At 59.9% G+C, this 16860-nt stretch carries 20 protein-coding genes and 4 tRNA genes; 1 reads left to right on the forward strand and 23 read right to left on the reverse strand.

Annotation, left to right across the window (positions count from 1 at the left end):
- Positions 1 to 6: 6 nt before the first annotated feature.
- The 4 genes from AB5767_RS04685 to serS all read right to left on the reverse strand — a co-directional run bounded on the left by AB5767_RS04685 (position 7) and on the right by serS (position 2427).
- A tRNA-Arg gene (locus AB5767_RS04685) sits at positions 7 to 83 on the reverse strand.
- A gap of 355 nt (positions 84 to 438) precedes the next feature.
- Positions 439 to 515 (reverse strand) — tRNA-Arg (locus AB5767_RS04690).
- Between the two features lie 77 nt (positions 516 to 592).
- Entirely contained in the window at positions 593 to 970 is a 378-nt protein-coding gene (locus AB5767_RS04695) for a hypothetical protein (RefSeq protein WP_368131652.1), read from the reverse strand.
- A 173-nt stretch (positions 971 to 1143) separates the two neighbouring features.
- Positions 1144 to 2427 (reverse strand): serine--tRNA ligase, encoded by a 1284-nt coding sequence (gene serS / locus AB5767_RS04700; RefSeq protein ID WP_368131653.1) that lies wholly within the window; start codon positions 2425 to 2427, stop codon positions 1144 to 1146.
- A gap of 111 nt (positions 2428 to 2538) precedes the next feature.
- On the opposite strand from serS, the gene AB5767_RS04705 reads away from it, so the two are divergent.
- Entirely contained in the window at positions 2539 to 2712 is a 174-nt protein-coding gene (locus AB5767_RS04705) for a DUF6724 family protein (protein ID WP_006235069.1), read from the forward strand.
- A gap of 159 nt (positions 2713 to 2871) precedes the next feature.
- Here AB5767_RS04705 and proC read toward each other — a convergent pair whose 3' ends face one another.
- The 19 genes from proC to AB5767_RS04800 all read right to left on the reverse strand — a co-directional run bounded on the left by proC (position 2872) and on the right by AB5767_RS04800 (position 16860).
- Complete coding sequence (gene proC / locus AB5767_RS04710) at positions 2872 to 3642, reverse strand: pyrroline-5-carboxylate reductase (RefSeq protein ID WP_055285927.1); 771 nt, start codon at positions 3640 to 3642, stop codon at positions 2872 to 2874.
- A gap of 73 nt (positions 3643 to 3715) precedes the next feature.
- Positions 3716 to 4186, reverse strand: a complete 471-nt coding sequence (rlmH, locus tag AB5767_RS04715) for a 23S rRNA (pseudouridine(1915)-N(3))-methyltransferase RlmH (protein WP_368131655.1) — start codon at positions 4184 to 4186, stop codon at positions 3716 to 3718.
- Between the two features lie 6 nt (positions 4187 to 4192).
- Positions 4193 to 5131 (reverse strand): SPFH domain-containing protein, encoded by a 939-nt coding sequence (locus tag AB5767_RS04720; protein WP_022094529.1) that lies wholly within the window; start codon positions 5129 to 5131, stop codon positions 4193 to 4195.
- Between the two features lie 288 nt (positions 5132 to 5419).
- A tRNA-Leu gene (locus AB5767_RS04725) sits at positions 5420 to 5506 on the reverse strand.
- 43 nt (positions 5507 to 5549) lie between these two features.
- Positions 5550 to 6467 (reverse strand): TatD family hydrolase, encoded by a 918-nt coding sequence (locus AB5767_RS04730; RefSeq protein WP_368131657.1) that lies wholly within the window; start codon positions 6465 to 6467, stop codon positions 5550 to 5552.
- Entirely contained in the window at positions 6457 to 7317 is an 861-nt protein-coding gene (gene rsmA / locus AB5767_RS04735; RefSeq protein ID WP_368131658.1) for a 16S rRNA (adenine(1518)-N(6)/adenine(1519)-N(6))-dimethyltransferase RsmA, read from the reverse strand. The genes AB5767_RS04730 and rsmA overlap by 11 nt, the downstream gene beginning before the upstream one ends.
- A gap of 107 nt (positions 7318 to 7424) precedes the next feature.
- Entirely contained in the window at positions 7425 to 9026 is a 1602-nt protein-coding gene (metG, locus tag AB5767_RS04740) for a methionine--tRNA ligase (RefSeq protein ID WP_117848154.1), read from the reverse strand.
- Positions 9027 to 9095: 69 nt separating this feature from the next.
- Complete coding sequence (gene rsmI / locus AB5767_RS04745; RefSeq protein ID WP_161115711.1) at positions 9096 to 9974, reverse strand: 16S rRNA (cytidine(1402)-2'-O)-methyltransferase; 879 nt, start codon at positions 9972 to 9974, stop codon at positions 9096 to 9098.
- A gap of 6 nt (positions 9975 to 9980) precedes the next feature.
- Positions 9981 to 11042: a glycoside hydrolase family 5 protein gene (locus AB5767_RS04750; RefSeq protein ID WP_161115712.1), complete on the reverse strand. Its 1062-nt coding sequence runs from the start codon at positions 11040 to 11042 to the stop codon at positions 9981 to 9983.
- A 602-nt stretch (positions 11043 to 11644) separates the two neighbouring features.
- A tRNA-Phe gene (locus AB5767_RS04755) sits at positions 11645 to 11717 on the reverse strand.
- Between the two features lie 123 nt (positions 11718 to 11840).
- The gene (locus AB5767_RS04760; protein ID WP_099432624.1) at positions 11841 to 12125 is read right to left on the reverse strand and encodes a ribbon-helix-helix domain-containing protein; all 285 of its coding nucleotides are present in this window, start codon (positions 12123 to 12125) and stop codon (positions 11841 to 11843) included.
- A gap of 2 nt (positions 12126 to 12127) precedes the next feature.
- Positions 12128 to 12391, reverse strand: a complete 264-nt coding sequence (locus AB5767_RS04765; RefSeq protein WP_152067500.1) for a hypothetical protein — start codon at positions 12389 to 12391, stop codon at positions 12128 to 12130.
- Between the two features lie 59 nt (positions 12392 to 12450).
- Positions 12451 to 12810 (reverse strand): DUF192 domain-containing protein, encoded by a 360-nt coding sequence (locus AB5767_RS04770; RefSeq protein ID WP_368131661.1) that lies wholly within the window; start codon positions 12808 to 12810, stop codon positions 12451 to 12453.
- On the reverse strand, positions 12807 to 13283 hold the full coding sequence (locus tag AB5767_RS04775) for a hypothetical protein (protein ID WP_368131663.1): 477 nt from the start codon (positions 13281 to 13283) through the stop codon (positions 12807 to 12809). Before AB5767_RS04775 ends, AB5767_RS04770 begins: the two co-directional genes overlap by 4 nt.
- Entirely contained in the window at positions 13283 to 15436 is a 2154-nt protein-coding gene (locus tag AB5767_RS04780) for a hypothetical protein (RefSeq protein WP_368131664.1), read from the reverse strand. The genes AB5767_RS04775 and AB5767_RS04780 overlap by 1 nt, the downstream gene beginning before the upstream one ends.
- Positions 15408 to 15944 (reverse strand): TadE/TadG family type IV pilus assembly protein, encoded by a 537-nt coding sequence (locus tag AB5767_RS04785; protein WP_082421851.1) that lies wholly within the window; start codon positions 15942 to 15944, stop codon positions 15408 to 15410. Before AB5767_RS04785 ends, AB5767_RS04780 begins: the two co-directional genes overlap by 29 nt.
- A complete protein-coding gene (locus tag AB5767_RS04790) occupies positions 15880 to 16098 on the reverse strand; it encodes a hypothetical protein (protein ID WP_055285909.1) in 219 nt (72 codons plus the stop codon). Before AB5767_RS04790 ends, AB5767_RS04785 begins: the two co-directional genes overlap by 65 nt.
- Before the next feature lies 1 nt (position 16099).
- Positions 16100 to 16663: a hypothetical protein gene (locus tag AB5767_RS04795; protein WP_368131666.1), complete on the reverse strand. Its 564-nt coding sequence runs from the start codon at positions 16661 to 16663 to the stop codon at positions 16100 to 16102.
- The gene (locus tag AB5767_RS04800; protein ID WP_368131668.1) at positions 16627 to 16860 is read right to left on the reverse strand and encodes a hypothetical protein; all 234 of its coding nucleotides are present in this window, start codon (positions 16858 to 16860) and stop codon (positions 16627 to 16629) included. The genes AB5767_RS04795 and AB5767_RS04800 overlap by 37 nt, the downstream gene beginning before the upstream one ends.

The following is a 16860-nucleotide window of genomic DNA, read 5'->3' on the forward strand; positions in this document are numbered from 1 at the left end:
TTCAATTGGTGCGGCGTATAGGATTCGAACCTATGACGTTCTGATTCGTAGTCAGACCCTCTATCCAGCTGAGGTAACGCCGCAACGCACGGATTATTATGCACGTGACCCCTCGATGGGTCAAGCGACAATTTGGAAAAATTTTACGAAGTGATGATTGAGACGCCCGCGCCTCGACCGAGATTCGGATCCATGGGATACCGCCATAAAATAAAAGCCCCCGTTGCCGGAGGCTTTCAATTTCGATTGGTGCGGCGTATAGAATTCCGCGCATCCGCTTCGCGGATCCGCACCGGCTTCGCCCGCCTGCCGGCGCGCTCGCCCGCGGGCTAAAAACGCTCCGCGTTTTCTTTACGCCCGCGCCTCGACCGAGGTTCGAATCCATGCAGTGCCGACGTAAAAGAAAAGCCCCCGTTGCCGGAGGCTTTCGATTTCAATTGGTGCGGCGTATAGGATTCGAACCTATGACGTTCTGATTCGTAGTCAGACCCTCTATCCAGCTGAGGTAACGCCGCAGCGCAAGATATATAAAACCACTTTAGCTTATTGGAGTCAAGCACAATCTCAAACTTTTTTGTGGAACGCAGTTTTGTCATGCTGCTCCGCATATACCGCTGTTCCCCGTACGATCGATTGGCTTTTCGATCACGTCGAACTTGGCATCAAGTTCCCTCAGGAGCGATCTCACCCGCTGGGCACAATCATAATCGGCAAACGAGATACTCAGCATGCGCGCGACCTGGTTGGAAGTCCCAACTCCATAGAATTGCTCCAGCGCCACAAGCCCCTCGTGCGCCACAAACGTCTCGACCACATGCGGCGACTCCTCAAAGCACCATTGTGTCAACGGACCCTCACTCGTCTGCTGAACCACCAGGCCGCCCATGCCAGACGGCTCACACGTTACAAGCAGGTACTCCCCGCCCTCGTCGCTCTCAAACAAAACCACCCGATCATCAAACAGCTCCATCGCGTCCCCTTTCTCTCGCTCTTATTTAGCAAAAGCATAGCAGGTAGATGGCTGTATACAGAACAGTTGTTCGTGTGTTTTCTATTGAGCTGTCCGCACGGCATGGTATGGACCTGCGCACGAAATAGGGCGCCCCCGAAGGAGCGCCCTTGCATATCCCCTATGCAGGCAAGTTACGCGACCGGCTCGATCTTCTCGAGGCCGCCCATGTAAGGACGCAGAACCTCGGGAATCGTGATGGTGCCGTCGACGTTCTGGTAGTTCTCCAGAATGGCGGCCATGGTGCGGCCGGCCGGCAGGCCGGAACCATTGAGGGTGTGCAGGTAGCGCGAACCCTTGAAGTTCTCGGGGTCGCGATACTTGATGTTGGCGCGGCGAGCCTGGAAGTCACCGCAGTTGGAGCAGGAGCTGATCTCCTTGTAGGCGTTGTAGCTCGGCAGCCAAACCTCGACGTCGTAGGTCTGACGGGCAGAGAAGCCCAAGTCGCCGGTGCACAGGCTAATCACGCGATACGGAAGGCCCAGCTGCTGCAGCAGGTACTCGGCCTCGGCGGTCATGCTCTCGAGCTCCTCGTCGGACTCCTCCGGCTTAGCGAACTTGACCATCTCGACCTTGTCGAACTCGTGCTGACGGATGATGCCGCGGGTGTCGCGACCGGCGGAACCGGCCTCCTCGCGGAAGCAGGGGGTGAAGGCGGTGTAGCGGCGCGGCAGGGTGTCGGCGTCGAGGACCTCGCCGGCGTGCAGGTTGGTGAGCACGACCTCGGCGGTGGGAATCAGGAAGTTGTCGCCCGAGACGTGGTAGGCGTCGTCCTCGAACTTGGGCAGCTGACCCGTGCCAAACATGGTCTGACGCTTGACGACGATGGGCGGCCACCACTCCTTAAAACCACGGCTGGTGTGCGTATCGAGGAAGAAGTTGATGAGGGCGCGCTCCAGGCGGGCGCCAGCGCCACCGAGAACGGTAAAACGGCTGCCGGAGAGCTTGTTGCCGCGCTCGAAGTCGAGGATGTCCAGATCGGTGCCCAGATCCCAATGCGGCTTAAAGTCGAAGTCGAACTCGCGCGGGGTGCCCCAACGACGGCGCTCAATATTCTCGTCCTCGTCCTTGCCGTACGGCGTGGCCTCGCAAGGAATGTTGGGCAGGTGAGCCATGAAGTCGTACTGCTCCTGCTCGAGAGCGGTACGGCGCTCGGCCAGACCGTCAATCTTCTCGTTGACGGCGCGCACGGCCTCCTTGGCGGCCTCGGCCTCGTCCTTCTTGCCCTCCTTCATCAGGGCGCCGATCTTCTTGGACTCGGCATTGCGCGTAGCCTGGAGCTCCTCGACCTCGGTGATGACGGCACGGCGCTCGTCGTCGAGCTCAAAGAACTTCTCGCGATCCCAAGACGTCTGGCGGTTAGCCATGGCAACATCGATGGCATCGGGGTTCTCGCGAACAAACTTGATATCAAGCATTAGATCCTCCGGCGATATACATTCCATTTAGGTTGCAACCTTGTACATGTATGGGCAAGTATATACTTATGAGCGTTTACGACCCAACTCAACTACGCAAGAAGGCACCCAATGGACGCAGTTTTTTCCTTTTTGTTTGGCACCCGCACCGGTTTTGCCATCCTTTTCGCCGGCGGCATCCTGTTATTTGCGATTCTTGCCTTTGTAATGGAGAAGCGTACCCATAAGATGTACGTCGACCGCGGACCCAAGTCCGAGGATGAGGAAGACAGCTTCTGGGACTAACCTGCCAAAAAGGGACAGGTTTATTTTGGTCTGTTTTATCTGGGCAAACGCAAGCGCCCCGCAACTGGAATTGAGCCAGTTGCGGGGCGCTTTTCGCTAAAAGGACAAAACCGCAGAAAATACCTGCCAAAAATAAACCCGTCCTTTTTTTGGTCGGTTTTACTGGAGAGTTGCGTCGATTGCCTTGACCAGGGCGCTGCGCATGCCGGCGTCCTCGAGCGCAACGACGCCCTTGATGGTGGCACCACCGGGCGAGCATACGGCATCCTTCATCGCCGCAGGATGCTGGCCAGTTGCAAGCTGCAGCTTTGCCGTACCCAACACCATCTGGCTCACAATGCGATAGGCATCGGCACGCGGGATACCGTGCTTGACCGCCGCATCGCCCAGGGCCTCGATTGCCATGGCGACAAATGCCGGAGCGCAACCACCCACCGTGCCGCCCACAAACAGCAGGCTCGTATCGAGCTCGACCACCGCACCGAGTTTGCCAAGCAGATCAAGCACCACGGCGCTCTGCTCATCACTAAGCGTGGAAGCCTTCTCGCAAGCGATGACGCCCTCGCCCACCGAAACCGGTGTGTTGGGCACCGTCGAGATATGCGCGACGCCCGGCAGGACCTGCTCCCACTTGGCACTGTCCCAGGTCCAGGCAACCGACAGAACGACCTTTTTGGCAAGAGCATCCTTGAGCGGGGCGAATACCTTCTCGATCATGTACGGTTTGACCGCAGCGACCACGATATCGGATGCGGCGACAACCTCGGCGGCATCGTGGCAGGCGACCATGCCGCGCGCCTCGCAGCGCTCAACCAGTGCGTCGTAGCGACCCGCGCAGGCGCACATGTCGCTCGCAGCTACACCGGCAGCGATCCAGCCATCGGCCATAGCGCTCGCCATATTGCCAAAACCGACAAATCCAATCTTCATATCTCATAGTCCTCTCAGACACGCTCTTCAAAACGAAAGCTATTGTCCCACGCCATTGTTTCGTATTGCCGACCTATTTGTGATACGGCTCGCCACGGCTGATCTTGCAGGCGCGGTAGATTTGCTCCAGCAGCACCACGCGCGCCAAGTTATGCGGCAAGGTAATGCGTCCAAAGCTGAGCATCTCGTCGGCGCGGGCGCGCACCTCATCGCTCACGCCGTCCGAACCGCCAATCACAAAGGCGATGTCGCTGCTGCCTCGCAACATAAGATCGTCGAGCCTCACCGAGAGCTCCTCACTCGAACGCTCCTTGCCCTCGATAGCCAGCAGGATCACATGCGCTCGAGACGGCAATGCAGCAAGAATTGCCGCCCCCTCCTTGTCGCGCGCGGCATCCACGCCGCCCGCCTTAGCCGGGTCGATATCGGCCACCTCGCGGATATCCACCTTGGCATAGGCGCCTAGGCGCTTGGTGTACTCAGCGCACGCGTCCTTCCAAAAGCGCTCTTTGAGCTTGCCAACACAAACGACGGTGTATTTCACGCGTGTCTACTCCTTTGACTCGTTCTGAACCTTACCGGCAGCCAGCATCTGCTCGAACATAGAGGCCGACTGCGAAAAGTCGCTCGGCAGCACGACCGTCGAGGTTTTACCCGTGCGAGCGAACTCCGTCATCATCTCGGACCACTGCGTAAACATGAACAGTTGGTTGGCCTCGTCATTGCCGACACCCGTCTCCTGGATGATCTCGAGCGAATCTTTGATACCCAGTGCAATGGCCTTGCGCTGGTTGGCGATGCCCTCGCCCGCCTTTTCCATAGCCTCGGCCTCGGCGGTCGCCTCGGTGACGCGCTTGATGCGGTCGGCCTCGGCGAGCTCCTGTGCCGCAGCGCGCTTGCGCTGGGCGGCGTTGATGTCGTTCATGGAGTTCTCGACCTCGGTCGGCAGTGCGATTTTGGTGATGAGCGTCGACACGAGGGTGAAGCCGTAGGCGGCCATCTGCTCGGAAACGGTAGCGTTGACATCCTTGGCGATGTCATCCTTCTTGGCAAAGACCTCATCGAGTGTGTAGACGGGGATCGAAGAGCGCAGGGCGTCGGTGATGAAGTCACGCATCTGGTCGACGGGCTCCTGCAGCATGTAGTAGCTCTTGTAGATACCCGAATCTGCCGGGCCGGCGCCCATGTCATAGCTCACGTGGTACTGAGCAGAGACCTCAAGGCCGATGGTCACGTTGTCCTGGGTCTTAACGTCGATGCCAAAACCGTTTTTCATGGTGCGCAGACTCACCGTGGCGGCCTTGCGGTCGATCACGGGCACCTTCATGTGGAAGCCCGCGTTGACGATGCGGTTAAACTTGCCCAGACGCTCGATGATCACGGCATGCTGTTGTTCAACGACATAGCAGGCGTTAGGAAGCAGCAGCAACAGGATGATGATGGGAATCAAAAGGCTGGTAAGGGCGGCGATGATACCGGACAACAGCATGGTCTCTCCTCTGATAGGCACACGTTGGCATTAGGATACCCGTCCAAGGAGATCGTGCATAACAAAAAAGCCCCCATTGCTGGGGGCTCTTTCATTTAATGGTGTGGGCGAAAGGACGTCCGCGTATCCGCTTCGCGGATCCGCACCGGCTTCGGCCGCCTGCCGGCGTCCTCGCCAGCTCGCTAAAAACGCTCCGCGTTTTCTTTACGCTCGCTCCTTCGCAGGTTCAAGTCCCTGCGATGGGCCCATAACAAAAAAGCTCCCATTGCTGGGAGCTCTTTCATCTAATGGTGCGGGCGAAAGGACTTGAACCTTCATGGGGTTGCCCCCATACGGACCTGAACCGTACGCGTCTGCCAATTCCGCCACGCCCGCGTGCAGGAATTAGAATAACGGAGCGCCACCACGAACGCAAGAACTATTTTTGAAAAAGTTTGCGAGCATTTTCCCAAGCGGCTTGCGCGATTGTTTCGGCATCCTCACCAGTGCGATCGACACGGTCGTTAACCAGCGCGTTTGCCGTAATGGAGATCATTGCGGGCTCGCATTCAAGACCGCGGATGGGCTCCGGAGCCATATACGGGCAATCCGTCTCGAACAAAATTCGATCGAGTGGGGTTGCCGCAAATGCCTCGCGCACGTCGTCGTTGCGCTTAAAGGTGGCCGCACCACCATAGGCGATATAGCAGCCCAGCTCCACAAAGCGCTCCATCGTGGCGCGGTCCTCGCCAAAGCAGTGCAGCACACAACCGGCCTGGGGCACGCCCACCTCACGAAGCACGTTGTAGGCGTCCACGTGCGAGGTGCGCTCCCCATCCGAGTCCTCGTGACGCAGGTGCAGCTCCACCGGCACGTTACGGCACACGGCAAGCTCGAGCTGGCGCGCCATGCAGTCAATCTGCACGTTATGGGGTGCCGGCGCGATATCGTCGTCATAGTCCATGTGATAGTCCAGGCCGATTTCGCCAATACCGGCGCATAAGGGGTCATCGAGTGCGGCAACGACCTGTGCGTGAACGTCGTCGGTATAGTCCGGCGCGCCATACGGATGCACGCCGGCAAGATACTTGATCTGCGGGATATCCTGCATCGGCAGAATTTCGCGCACGAGCCAGTCGCTATAGTCCGTCACGCTGCGTTTGTCAGCGATGGGGTCGAACATCGTCACCAACAGGTCGACACCCGCGGCTTTGGCGCGCACGAGCGTCTCGGGCACTTCTTTGCCCCAAAACGAAAGCAGATGCGCATGCGTGTCGGCAAGCGGTGCCAAGGGCACGGGGCAGGCGACCGTCTTCTTTTTCTTGGTAAACGTCACGCGTGCGGCATTAGGCATCATGGATTAGCTCCTGGGCCAGGCGGACAAAGTCGGCAACATCAAGCGTCTCGGCGCGCGTAGTGGGCGCGATACCGCAAGCCTCAAAGGCGGCATCGAGTACGTCCTTGGCAAAGCCGTTGGCGCTCATGGAGTTGCGAATGGTTTTGCGGCGCTGGGCAAACGCAGCGTCGATCACACGAGCCACGAACTCGCGATCGAGCCCCTCGGGCACCACGCCGTCAACACGGTCGATACGCACGACGGCCGAGTCCACGTGCGGCGCCGGCATAAAGCAACGCGGCGGCACCTCAAAGCGACCCGTCACCTGCGCATACAGGCCGAGCTTTGCCGTATAGCCGCCATAGGTCTTGTTGCCCGGCACTGCGGCAATGCGATCGGCAACCTCCTTTTGAACCATGACGACGGCGCGCTTGAGCGCGGGCATCGTCTGGAAGAACTGCAGGATGATCGTCGCCGCCACGTTATAGGGCAGGTTCGCGACAAATACCGTGGGCTCGCCGCCGGCAGCCTGCTCAATCTGCTCCGGGCCCACCTTAAGCGCGTCGCCCATGATAAAGCGGAAGTTGGCGTAGTCAGCGGCATGGGCATCGAGCACCGGCTCGAGCTCGGGGTCGGCCTCGATCGACGTGACGCACGCCGCCTCCTGCAGCAGCGCAAGCGTGAGCGTACCAACGCCCGGACCGACCTCGAGCACGCGCTCATCGCCCGCAAGCTCGGAAAGCTCGCAAATGCGCTCAATTACATGGTTGTCGATCAGGAAGTTCTGGCCCAGGCGATGCTTGGTCGCAAGGCCAAACTCCTCCAGCAGCTCCCTTGTTGCCGTGGGGTTTGCCAAAGGCGAAGTTGTCATAGTTGCCTCCTTAGCATGGTGGCGGCGTCTTGAAACAAAAGGGCATGGACCGTTGCGGCCATGCCCTTACATCTAAACAGCAAATTGCCGATATGGCGCGCGGCGGCTTAGCCCAGACGCGGGAACAGCGGCTCGCCCTTCTCGACGGGCTGACCACCGGCAAGCAAGCCCCAAGCGCAAATGCCCTTGAGGTCGTCGCTCGCGGCCTCGTCCTCGCACGACAGGCGGCGCAGGGCCTCGGCAGAAGTCTGGGGCATGAGCGGCATCAGCAGGTGAGCGGCAATGCGGATAGCCTCGAGCAGGTTGTAGATCACAAATGCCAGCTCGTCAGCCTTGGTCTCGTCCTTGGCAAGCGCCCAGGGCTCGGAGTCCTCGATGTAGTGGTTGGCGGCATGGATGAGCTCCATGACCTCGTCCTTGGCTCCACCGTAATCGAGCACGTCCATCTTGGCCATGTAGCGCTCGACCAGGCCATCGGCGATCTTTGCCAGCGGGTTTTCGAACGCATCGAACGACGCGGGCTTGGCGGGCGCGCAACCGTCAAAATACTTGCCGCTCATGTTGAGCGAACGCGAGATGAGGTTGCCCCAGCTGTTGGCCAGGTCGGCGTTGTAGACCTGCTCCATGCGGTCGAAGCTGATGGCACCGTCAGTGCCAGGGACGACGTCGGTCATAAAGTAGTAGCGATAGCCCTCGACGCCCAGCATGTCGATAACGTCCTGCGGAGCGATGGCGTTGCCGCGGCTCTTGGACATCTTCTCGGCCTTGCCGGTCTCGGCATTGCGCACGGTCAGGAAGCCGTGGGCAAAGACGTGCTCGGGCAGGGCCTCGCCGATGGCCATGAGCATGGCGGGCCAAATGACGCAGTGGAAGCGGATGATGTCCTTACCCACGATGTGGAACTGCGCGGGCCAGCGATAGGCCAGCTCGGCACGCGCCTCGTCGGTGTCGACACCGTAGCCGACGGCCGTCATATAGTTGAGCAGCGCATCGAACCACACGTAGGTCACGTGACCCTCGTCAAACGGGACCTGAATGCCCCAGTCAAAGCTCGTACGGCTCACGGAAAGGTCATTAAGGCCGCCCTCGACAAAGCTACGTACCTCGTTCATGCGGAACGCAGGCTCGACAAAGTCGGGGTGCTCGTCATAGAGCTTGAGCAGCTTGTCCTGGAAAGCGGAAAGCTTAAAGAAGTAGGACTCCTCCTGCACGCGCTCAAGCGGACGGTGGCAGTCGGGGCACAGGTGCTGGCCGACGCTGCCGTACTCCTCGTCGCCCTTCTGGACCTGCGTATCGGTGAAGTAGGTCTCGTCAGGCACGCAATACCAACCGTCGTAGCTGCCCTTATACAGGTAGCCGGACTCCTTCATGCGCTCCCACAGGTACTGCACGGCATGATGCTGGCGCGGCTCGGTGGTGCGGATGAAGTCGTCGTTGGAAATCTCGAGCTTGCTCCAAAGCTCCTTGAAGTGCGGGGCCTGGCTGTCGGTCCACTCCTGCGGCGTCATGCCATGCTTGGCTGCGGCCTCGGCGACCTTCTCGCCGTGCTCGTCCATGCCGGTCAGGAACTTGACGTTATAGCCGGCGGAGCGACGATAACGGGCCTGAACGTCGGCGATGATGGTGGAATAAGCCGTGCCCAGGTGCGGATCGGCGTTGACGTAGTAGATGGGCGTCGTGATAAAGAACGAAGGCTTGCTTTGATCCATGGGGTTTGTCCTCCAGAAAAACGTTGCATACAGAGGATGATTCTAGCGCAAGGGCTGGATATCCTCCATCTATTGCATATCGAGCACCATGGCATAGACATCGCGCTTGCGGCGCGAATACTTCTGAGACAGGCGCTTGGCCACTGCAGACGCGGGCTCCCCCTCCTCGAGCGCGGCGCGGATATCCTCGCGCAGGGCCTCGTCGTGATCCGCTGCCGCGGCGCCAACCGGCACGGCACCGGCCTCCTCATCCTCGCTCGGCGGCGCGATGACCAGCGCAATCTCGCCCTTTACCTCGCCGCGAGCACGCAGCTCCTCGGCAAGCTGGGCAGCGGGCCCGCGCAAGACTTCCTCGTGCAGCTTGGTGAGCTCGCGGCAGACGGCAACCTCACGCTGGGGAAAGACCTCCACCACGGCCTCGAGCGTCGCCACGATGCGATGTGGAGACTCGTAGAAGATGAGCGCGCCGGGCACCACGGCAAGGCGCTGCAAACGGCGCACACGGTCGCCGTGCTTTCGGCCCAAAAAGCCCTCGAAGAAAAAATGCTCGCAGGGAATGCCGGACGAAACGAGCGCCGTGACGCAAGCAGAGGGCCCGGGAATAACTTCTACGGGCACATCGGCCTCACGTGCCGCCTCGACCAGCGCCTGGCCGGGATCGGACACGCTCGGCATGCCGGCGTCCGAGGCAAAGGCGAGGGTCTCCCCCGCCAGCAGACGGTCGACTAGGCCGGCGGCGCGGCTGGCGATCACATTCTCGTCGCAACGGACAAGCGGCTTGGAAATGCCCAGGTGCATCAGCAGCTTTGACGTCACACGCGTGTCTTCGCAGCAGATGGCATCGGCGGCGGCAAACGCCTCGCCAACGCGCGGGGACAGGTCGCCCAGGTTGCCGATGGGCGTGCCGACCACATAGAGTTTGCCCGTATGGGCGCTGTTTTGCGTCATATCAACCTATTCAATCATGCCACGCTCGAGCGTACCGAGCGCCGCGCGGGCGTCCCATGCTGCAATGCGCTTCTCGGTCTTCCACGTTTGGAAGAACCAACCGGCAGCCGGTGCAAACGAAGCCAGTTGGTTGGCGATAAACACGCGCTCGTAGGCATTGCGGCCCTCGGGCGTAACCGACGAGTTGGCAAAGATCGCCGCGCCCGACCATTCGCCCACCAGCACGGGGAACCCAGTCGAAATCGCTTCTTTAAGCTCGCGCTTGTTACGCGAAATCGCCGTCGTCAGCCCGCGGGGGCTCGTGATATCGAGCGCATACTCGTCGCGGTAATGGTACAGGTGAAGGTCCATGTAGACGTTCTTGTACTTAGCGCCGCGCATAAAATGCTTCCACTCGCTGGGATGTCCCGAAGACGAAAAGACGACGATCTTATCCTCGGGCATATACGAACGGACGAGCTCATAGGCATCGCGATAGAAGTTGCGCAGGTAGTGCGCAGGAATGCCATCCGTCATGGTGAAGAGGCTCTTGCGGACACTCATCTGCGGCGTATCCAGCAGCTCAATGCCCAGCAGGCTCTCGGCCTCGCCGTAGCGATCGGCCAGGCGCTCGAGCACGTCGAGTGCGACATGACGACCGTTGGTGGACGAATGCCACTCGGCAACAGCCTCCGGCGTGGCGGGCGAATCGTTGGAATCGCCCTGGCCACCGGGCACAGTTGCTAGATCAAGCAGCACGCGGATGTCGTACTTGGCAGCCCACTCAATTGCACGGTCGATGTAGTCGACAACCGAGATGTAGGACGCATCGGACTCCTGCGAGCCAAAGGCATACCAGGGTACCGGCAGACGCACGGCATTGAGGCCAATCTGCGCCATGCGGCGGAAATCGTCCTCGCTCACAAACGTCTCGTAATGACGGCGCATGCGCTCGTTATAGGCGGCGGTGCCCATGGCCTCCTGCAGCTCGGCCGCGTTGGATGCACCGGTCGCCGCGTATAGCGACGGGGTCACCCAAGGCTCGGGAATAAACCAGCCAGAGAGATTAACGCCGAGTATCCTCTCCATCACTGCCCCCTTCGGATCGTGCAGGCTGAGTCTGCATCGTATTGCACAGGAAAAGTATCGTTTTGAGTATACCCGCGCGTGCGGACAGACGACCGAACGGTCTGTAAAGTGGCGCAAAAGCGGGAGGAATATCTGGGCGGGCCCGAGATGGCGCGCCGAGATGTACATATGCGCCGGAAGTAGGCGGCCGGAAAATGCATCCCGTTCTGAGCGCGGGATCTGGGACGCAGTTTCCGCCAAAGACCGAAAAAGGAAAGCACGTCCCATTCTGACGCCGGATTCCGAGTCGTGCTTTTCCAAGCGGCCTCAAAGCGGAAAACGCATCCCACTCTGAAGCCAAATTCCGGGACGCAATTTCCGCAGAGTCCTCGATAAAAGAAAAGGACCCCTTTGCAGAGGTCCTAGTCAATTCAAGGTGGCGGGGAAGGGAATCGCGTCCGCGCGCTGCGCGGACGGACCGCTGCGGCGCTTACGCGCCTTGCGAGCTGCGCTGGCAAACGCTTACGCGTTTACTCAGCTCCGCGCCCTCACGGGGTTCGATTCCATGTGGGGGCTGCATAAAAGAAAAGGACCCCTTTGCAGAGGTCCTAGTCAATTCAAGGTGGCGGGGAAGGGAATCGAACCCCTGACACGAGGATTTTCAGTCCTCTGCTCTACCAACTGAGCTACCCAGCCATTTGAGGTGTGCCTTGTTTCAAGGCTTGATTAGTATAACCAAGGACGCGTTCCGGTCAACCGAGAATTTTAAAAAAGATTTTGAGCACAGCCTCGGTTCTATAAATCGGCACGTCAGAGGCATCAGCCGGCAGCAAGAAGTTTTTCACTCAGAGCCGCACGGGCAAACTCACTTGGCGTCATCCCCTCGGCAGCCGCCCGTCGACGAATGGCCTCCTTCATTCCCAGAGGAATCTTGACCGACAGCGTTGCCGTCCCCTCACCTGAGAGCGGGGGCCGTCCACGCACGATCCCACCAACGGTGTGTTCGCCATCCGGAAACTCTCCGCGCTCGTACGACTCGCACCACGCGTCAATCATTTCATCCGTTACAACCTGACCATTAGCGGCCGTATACGTCTTGCCCATCATCAACCCCTCTGCCGAGCTCGCTCGATCTCTTGCCAGAATTTCTTCTGAACCGGAGACAGGGCATGAATAATGAGCCATCCACGAATTAGTTCGACCGCAACAAGTTCCACACTTCGACCATCTGGAAGCCATCCAATGGCAAGCCATCTCGGCGGCTCGTCCTCCGACTCGCGGCGAATGCACTCAGTAACCGCGAACCAGGCACCAAGCACCTGCTTTTCCGTCAAGTGTTTTTTGGCGTTCGGATGGATCTCAACATCCATGCATCTTCTCCTCCATCTTACCCAATTTCGTATGACGAAAGTCCGCTGTCGCCAATCTCTTACGCCGGCACTTGTTGGAGGGCGGGAGGTGTAGCGAGGATTGAAGGGCGTTCCAATACCGCCCAGGCGCCGGGGCAGGAGCACATACACCAGGGACATACGTTTTCGTAGCGCGCGAGGATATTGCCATCGCGATCGATGAAGGCGATGTCGATGGGATAGGCCATAAAACACGTATGGACCGAAGAGCAGCGTGGAAACGCCATGACGAGCGGCAGGCCGTTGGCGGCAACCGGATGCCGTCCCAGCATGCCGCGCAGGCGCACGACAAACGACTCCGCCACCACAAACTCGGCCGGCGTCCAACCCAGCCTATTGAGTGCCCGCGCGTAGGCGATGTAGGACGAGACCGCGGTCACATGACCACCCCCGGGCGCCATGGATCGACCGTCACCGCGCGCTCGTGCGACAACGTTGTCGGCGCCCCCAGCGGAACGCCAGCGATGCTGAGAGAAGTCGGCCACGGCTCATAGTGCATGGTGCAGGTGTAGGTCCTAAACGTACCGGATAGGGAGAGCAGGCCACCATCCGATGCCTCCGCGCCTTGCTCGCTCGACACTTCGATCTGTAAGTCATAGCCTTCCATGGCATTCAGAATTTGAGTCTGGACCGTCGCCGAGGCATCGGCAGAGCTCTCGTCACCCTCCCCGCCCGGCGCCACAGCGTGCGCCAGCACGATGTCGGGCACCACGCGGTCGAAGCGCGCGACAGCGCTGGCAAAGACCATGACGTTGTACACGATGAGCGCCAGCACCAGTAAAACGGGCGTAACCACTGCCATCTCCACCGTCGCTTGGGCGCGCTCCTCACGCAGCCGTATGCGGATACTCATTACGACCCACCGCCCAGAGCGCCAACCAGCGTGGCGACATCGACGGTGAGTGGGATGGAGCCGCCGCCGGGCAGAGGAATCTCCGCAAGCGTGAACACCGTACCGCTAATGGTGCGTTCGACTTGATATTCCAATGCCTCGCAAAGCGCCTTGGGATCGGTCACGCCCAACGGAATACCTCGCAGCTTGTCTTGCGCTTGAGAGAAACCAGCAATGTCAGACCCCGGACTCTTAATGATATTGGCGGAATCGGTCAGCACTGGCTTTCGCAGGCGCAAGTCGCACGGCTCCAGACCCAACGCCGCCACGGACGCCGAAACGGTATCGCCGAGCCACGATGCGATGGAGCCCAACGCGCCGCTGCCCCCTCCTAGGCCTTTAATCATCTCGTCCATAAGTTCGTCGGCCGAACCTTGGATATCACCGTATCCTACGAGCAGCCGTCCCCAAACATCCATGACGCCGTCGAGCACGCCGGCAACGCCGCCCGAGCGTTCCTTCAATGTCGAGAAAAATCGCGAAAGCACGTTGTTTTGCGCCGTCGCCTCATCGGGCGCCAACACCGCGGCAGAGATAGCACCGCGATCGCCAAGCCTGACTGCCGTGTTAAACGAAGAGTTGAGCTCATCGGGGATCGAGATGGCACCCGAAACCGCAAAGGCGACCACGCCGTTGCGACCGGGCGGAGCGATACGCGGGCGCTCGCCCGAAAGCTCCTTGATGGCCTGGTCAAACGTATTGCCCGCACGATCGGCCTCGTCTTCGGTCTGACGCTCGAGCTCGAGCTCTTTGTTGCGGCATTCGACGTAGTCTTCCAGAGCCTCTTTGAACTTGTCAAAGTGGTACTCGAAGCCGTTTTCGATGAACGATGGCGGCATGAGGGCGCTTCCAAGCGTAACCACGCCGAAGCCGCACGCTTCGCATGTATCACGACCATCATAATCAGCAACAGATGCCAGCCCACTCGGAGTCCCTTTCTGATAGACGGGGCATTCGACTCCATAATGCAGGTATGTTCTGCCGTCGTTGTTGCTTACAGGCCATGCGGCATCGGTGTAAAGTTCGGTCGGCCGCACCTCGTTTGGGACACGCGGCAATAGTGGGATATAGGCAGAAAACCGTTCGCCATCGTCTTTTATGTATGCTCGATCGACCTCTTCAATCGCATAGGCATAGAACGCTTTTCGAGCGGCTGACTGCGCTTTCATCTCGACGCTCGATCCCTGAGGTTTTTCATTCGCCAAGCGCTGTCGGTAATAGGTTTTCGCGCGATCGAGCGCTATTTGCGGCTCCCATGTGATGCTCGACTTTTCATGACGGTTCTGGCTGTCAGATAGTTCTGCTAGTTTTTTCGCACGCTCCCACATACACGAGTACTTGTCAATCGAACTCTCGTCCGACCCGCCACAATCCGCCAGCCAAGCGCGCTCTTTGGCCTTCGCCGTGTCCTCAGAAGCCTTCCGCAGCTCCTCGGCCGCACGCCCTAAATCATCTGATGTGTCTTTGATGGTATCGGTCGAGATCTCGGACCCCTCGAGCGCAACGAAATCCGACTCGGACGTCCTGGGAACGGCAAGCGCCGTACCGGTATAGGTCACACTATCGGTATCCTGCGCCGACACCGCCTGCGTGGCACGCGCGGCAATCAGATACGGCAGAGCCGTCTCGATTTTCTGCAAGCCTTCCGATGCGCTTTTGGCAAACTTATTGCGCGTTTTAATGATCTCAATCCCGGTGTCGACCATATTGCCGGCAACTGGTTCGGCACCCGGGATGAGGATGGCGACCAGGCCCGTCCCGATCGTGGCAAACCCCGCTAGCCCCAGACTCAAGATGCTCGCATCAACCACCGTGGCAGCCGTGTGATAGGACGACGCTACGTTGGCACCCGCCAGCGCGCCGCTATCGGCCGCCACCTGGGTGTCCCCCGCGCGCGACATGCTCCATATCGCCGCGGTCGACGAAAACAACAACGTGAGCACCACTAGGATGACCACGGCAGAAGAAAGCGTGGTGTAGGCACCGTCTTCGATAAACAGGTCGATACCGGCGCGGCCCATAAAGCCGCCTCGCTTGCGATGGCAGCTCGGACGGCGCGTCAAAACGCATCTAGACCAGAAACGCTTAATCCCATGCAGCAATCCACGAATCATAATCTCCCTCCAGCCATTCGGGACGCGATTGATACGAGACATCGACCTTGAGCTCAACGTAGCCGCCCTCGGCGGTACCACCCATAGCCTGCGCAAACGCACCGATCACAGGCAACGGCTTGACCTCGCCGGAAACGGACACGGACGAGACACCACCCGCACCGGCCCGGCCAAGCTCGATATCCCACGACAACGGCCCGCCGGCATGAAAGATCGAAACGTTGGGCACTGCGGCAAGCCGGCGGCGGGTGAACTCCTTAAGATCGTCGTCCTCCGCCGTCGTCGTGGTCATGAGCCGCGCGGTCTCGGCAGCGGCAGACTCCATGACCGCGCGCGTATAGAGCAAACACACCGGTTGCAGTGCGAGAAGAATGAGCATCAGAAACGTCGGCAGCAAAAAAGCAGCCTCGACCGTAGACTGCGCCCGGTCCTCGCGCGCGATATCAATACAACGCGATGTCCTTAGCGCCCGCAGCGGCGTCGATAACCGACGTCGAGGCAACGCCATGGGATGCCGCCCGCTCAACCAGCGCCGCCAAGTGCCCATCGGTGCCAGCACGCCAAAGCCCCGCAATCGCCAGCACGATCGATAACAGCGCCACCGTGACGATGGCGTATTCGACCGTCGCCTGGGCAGATTCCTCGCGCAGGACGTCATGCATTTCACGACCCCTCCTTTGAGCTTATTGTTTGCGGGGCCAGGCGCACCGCGCGCAGACGACACGAAGCATCGCCAGTATCCGCGGCAACCGTCACCATATCGACCCAGCCGCGCCCATCGCGCACAATGGCGCCCCATACGTTACCCTTAATATCGAGATAGCCGCTCAGGGCGAGCTGGGCCGTTGGCACCTCGCGGTAGGCGCGTAACATATCCGCCGCTGCCTCGGTCATCGGTCGGTCCTCGGACCATGCAAGCCGGACCGCAATCGCGTTGTCCTCAGGCGAATCCGTCGCAGTGCCAGACCGCTTGTCGAGCGTCCGCAGAAAGGTTTGCGCCGTGACAGCGACATCCGAATCGTCCGCATCTCGCATCTCATCTTTTTGAGACGCCACCGCCGAATCTGAGCCCGAATCGAAGGCGGCCCCAGGACGCTGCTGCCGCGCGGCGTTAAGCCCCCAAAGCACCGCCGCTATCGCCACGGTCAGGCAAGCAAACACCAGCAGCACCCCGATGGGGCGCTCGCCCTCTACAGGCTGTTGATGCCCTCGCTGATAGCGTTCCATAGATCTTGGACCTTGCCCTTAAATGCGACAATGGCAATGATGGCGATCACCACGAGCACGCCGACCAAGATGGCGTATTCGGTGGTGCCCTGCGCACTCTCCTCCTGCAGTAGCTCCCCGGCATGCTGGCGAGCGCGAATTGACTGGCAAACAGCCCAGCTCCAGACCTTGCCAGCAACGTCAGCCATCGTGTTCAT

This window comes from Collinsella aerofaciens, from assembly GCF_040926265.1.
GTDB lineage: Bacteria > Actinomycetota > Coriobacteriia > Coriobacteriales > Coriobacteriaceae > Collinsella > Collinsella aerofaciens_BB.